The sequence below is a fragment of the Microbacterium sp. 18062 genome, assembly GCF_902706225.1.
Lineage (GTDB): Bacteria > Actinomycetota > Actinomycetes > Actinomycetales > Microbacteriaceae > Microbacterium.
The window spans coordinates 1-403 of sequence record NZ_CACSKB010000589.1; the positions used below are offsets into that span (position 1 = coordinate 1).

Annotated in this window: 1 protein-coding gene; it reads right to left on the minus strand. The window is 70.5% G+C overall.

Features of this window, described 5'->3' with window-relative positions; translation table 11 throughout:
• On the minus strand, positions 1-403 hold a 403-nt coding region (locus GVL03_RS21355; protein ID WP_200847421.1), incomplete at both ends, for an NAD(P)/FAD-dependent oxidoreductase.

Consider the following 403-nt stretch of genomic DNA (forward strand, 5'->3'; position numbering starts at 1 on the left):
CAGCTGTGTATAAGAGACAGGAGAAGAACAGGCTGACTTCGCTGCGGGGCAGCGGCCAGTCCATGCGCACGTCGGCCAGCACGAAGCGCTCCGCATAGTCGCCGCCCTCGAAGGCGATGCCAGCGCCCGCGCGCACCTCGCTGCGGGCGCCGTCGCATCCCACGATCCAGCGGGCATGCACCTGCCGCGGGCCTGCATCAGAGCAGTCCAGCTCCGCCGCGATGCCCCCGGGTACCTCCGCGAACGACACCAGCCGCGCCGGTCTCCACACCGTGGCGCTCCTGTCGCCGATCCCCGCCGCGAGCACGGCCTCTGTCACGTTCTGCGGGCACATCAGCGCATAGGGATGGGGTGAGGGCAACCCCGCGAAGCCGATGCGCAGCAGCAGGTCGCCGCCTTCGCG